Consider the following 2,684-nt stretch of genomic DNA (forward strand, 5'->3'; position numbering starts at 1 on the left):
ATCGCCGCCACGCTGACCGACCGCCGCCTCGTGCTCGACCTGCGCGAGGTGCAGGCCCATGGCGGGCGGATCACCGGCAATCTCGTGCTGAACGGGCGCGGCGGCAATTCGGTCGGCGGCGATCTGACGGTGGCGGGCATCGCGATTCAGCCCCTGCTGCGCGATCTGGCCGATTACGACCGGCTGATCGGGCAGGGCGATCTGCAGCTGAAATTCCTCGGCTCCGGCGGGTCGATGGCGGCGATCATGCAGGGCCTGTCGGGCTCTGGCGCGATGCGCCTGGGCAAGGGCGAGTTGCGCGGCCTCGATATCGCGGGGATGATCCGCACGCTTGACCTGGGCTATGTCGGCCCGGGCGCCAAGACCATCTTCGAGAGCATCACCGCCAGCTTCACCATCGACAAGGGCGTCTTGCGCAATGACGACCTTGCCCTCGCCGCGCCGCTTGTGACCGCGACCGGCGCGGGCCAGGTCGGCATCGGCGCGCGGACGCTCGACTATCGGCTGCTGTCCCGGGCGCTCGGTGGCAGCGAGGGCGACAAGGGCCTGCGCGTGCCGCTGCTGATTACCGGAACCTGGGCCAATCCGCGCTTCCGACTCGATCTTGAAGCCATCGCGCGCGAACGGCTGGAGCTTGACGAGCAGAAGAAGGCCGCCGAGGAAAAGGCCCGCGCGTCGGCAAAAAAGGCCGAAGCCGACGCCAAGGAAAGGGCCGCACGCGAACTGGGCCTGCGCGCCGACGAGGGCGAGCGTCTCGAGGACGCCGCAAGGCGCAAGCTCGAGGACGAGGCGAAGAAGGGGCTGAGAAAGCTTCTGGGCGGCAATTAGCGGCCCAAGCCGCGCCCCGCGACCGCAGGCGCGGTCAGGGGCGCGCCTGCACGATCACCGCTTGCGGTCGCGGCGCGAACTCATCGGCTGGAAGGCGACCGAGACATGGGCCTCGCAATAGGGCTTGCCCTGCTGCACCGGCAACCCGCAGAACCAGAAATCCTGCGTCGCCGGATCGCCGATCGGCCATTTGCAGGTGCGTTCGGTCAGTTCCATCAGGGTCAGCTTCTTGGCCGTCCGCTCGACCTCGCGCACCGAGGCCAGCGTCTCGGGGCTGATCTCGTTGGCCGAGGGCTGCGGCGGCAGCGGCTGGCCGGCCGTGACCAGCACGGGCTTGCGCGGGGCGGGCACGGGGGCAGGCGCCACCGGCTGCGGCGCGGCGGCCGCGGGGCGCGGTTCGGCGGGCTTGCGTTCGGGCGCGGGCGTCTCGGCCTGGGCCTCGGCTGCCTCGGCGCGGGCCGGTTTCTCCCTGGCCGGGGCGGGTTTCACCGGCGCTGCGGGCGCGCTGCCGCCCGCCCGGTTCGACAGGCCCAGCCGATGCACCTTGCCGATCACCGCGTTACGGGTGACACCGCCCAGTTCCTTGGCGATCTGGCTTGCGGACTGGCCCTCGGCCCACATGCGTTTCAGCGTCTCGACGCGGTCTTCGGTCCAGGACATGGCACTTCCTTGGGTAGTTCCGGTGCCGGACGGGGGGGCGGCAGGCGCCCCGGCTGCCCGCCGGATGGGAGAATTCGATCAAAGCCCTATTCTAATCCGTGGCGCTTCGGGGATACAAGCGCAAGCCTGAGACAGGAGACGGACGAAATGGACGCGACCGGCATGGACAAGGCAAACGCGGCGGCAGGGATGGGGGTCAGGCGCTTCGGCCGGGTCAACTGGCTGGGGCTGCGGACCTTGAGCGAGCGCGAGATCATGCGCTTTGTCCTGGTCTGGACCCAGACACTGGCCGCGCCGCTGGCCACCGCGGTGCTGTTTCTGGGCGTCTTCGAGCTGGCCATCGGACCCGACCGCGAAACGGTGATGGGCGTGCCCTTCATCCATTTCCTTGCCCCCGGCATCCTGATGATGACGGTGATCCAGAACGCCTTTGCCAACACCTCCTCCTCGATCCTCATCTCCAAGGTGCAGGGCAATATCGTCGACACGCTGATGCCGCCCTTGTCGCCGCTGGAACTGCTCTTGGGCTATGCCGCGGGCGGCGTGGTGCGCGGCCTGTTGGTGGCGCTGCTGGTGGCGGTGCCGATGCTTCTGGTGCTGGGTATCGGGCTGGCGCATCCCGTGTGGGCGCTGGTCTTCGTGCTGCTGGGCTCGGCGCTGCTGTCCGGCCTCGGCATCGTGGCGGCGATCTTCGCCAACAAGTTCGACCAGATGGCGGCGATCACCAATTTCATCGTGACGCCGCTCAGTTTCCTGTCGGGCACCTTCTATTCCATCGAGCGGCTGCCGCAGACGATGCAGACCGTGACTCATTTCAACCCGGTCTTCTACCTGATCGACGGCGTGCGCTACGGCATCATCGGGCAGTCCGACAGCTCGCCCTGGCTGGGGCTGGCGGTCTGTTCCGCCCTCACCGCCGCGGTGATGGCGCTCTGCTGGTACTGGTTCCGCACCGGCTACCGGATGAAGGCGTGAGGCAGCGGGCCATGACTGCCTACCAATTTACTTTCTTTGAACGGAAAAGTCCGCAACCACACTTCTACCTGTGCAACAGAAGGAAGGTCTGAAAAACATGCCGATTTCAGCCTGAGCTGATAGGCTGGGACATCCCTGCAAGGAGCCCCGCCGATGCCGAAACAGCCCGCCTTTCCCGGCCTGCGCGATGCGATGAGGAAGAAGGTCACGCGGCGCGAGCC

At 67.7% G+C, this 2,684-nt stretch carries 4 protein-coding genes; 2 read left to right on the forward strand and 2 right to left on the reverse strand.

Going from position 1 to position 2,684, the window contains the following annotated elements; genetic code table 11:
* On the forward strand, nucleotides 1-828 hold an 828-nt coding region (locus tag ENN83_RS11725; RefSeq protein ID WP_287187243.1), incomplete at its 5' end, for an AsmA-like C-terminal region-containing protein.
* 54 nt (nucleotides 829-882) lie between these two features.
* Here the strand turns inward: ENN83_RS11725 and ENN83_RS11730 are convergent.
* Nucleotides 883-1,488 (reverse strand): GcrA family cell cycle regulator, encoded by a 606-nt coding sequence (locus ENN83_RS11730; RefSeq protein ID WP_287187245.1) that lies wholly within the window; start codon nucleotides 1,486-1,488, stop codon nucleotides 883-885.
* 147 nt (nucleotides 1,489-1,635) lie between these two features.
* On the opposite strand from ENN83_RS11730, the gene ENN83_RS11735 reads away from it, so the two are divergent.
* Nucleotides 1,636-2,463 carry an ABC transporter permease gene (locus ENN83_RS11735; protein ID WP_287187247.1) on the forward strand — a complete coding sequence of 276 codons (828 nt, stop codon included), beginning with the start codon at nucleotides 1,636-1,638 and terminating at the stop codon, nucleotides 2,461-2,463.
* Here ENN83_RS11735 and ENN83_RS11740 read toward each other — a convergent pair.
* The coding region (locus ENN83_RS11740) for a hypothetical protein (RefSeq protein WP_287187249.1) at nucleotides 2,445-2,684 on the reverse strand (240 nt) is incomplete at its 5' end. The genes ENN83_RS11735 and ENN83_RS11740 overlap by 19 nt on opposite strands.

It is taken from the genome of Rhodovulum sp., assembly GCF_011048875.1.
Classification (GTDB): domain Bacteria; phylum Pseudomonadota; class Alphaproteobacteria; order Rhodobacterales; family Rhodobacteraceae; genus Rhodovulum; species Rhodovulum tesquicola.

Coding starts and splice junctions, on each gene's coding strand:
- ENN83_RS11735 (WP_287187247.1), top strand. CDS start 1,636: ATGGACGCGACCGGCATGGACAAGGCAAACGCGGCGGCAGGGATGGGG.
- ENN83_RS11730 (WP_287187245.1), bottom strand. CDS start 1,488: ATGTCCTGGACCGAAGACCGCGTCGAGACGCTGAAACGCATGTGGGCC.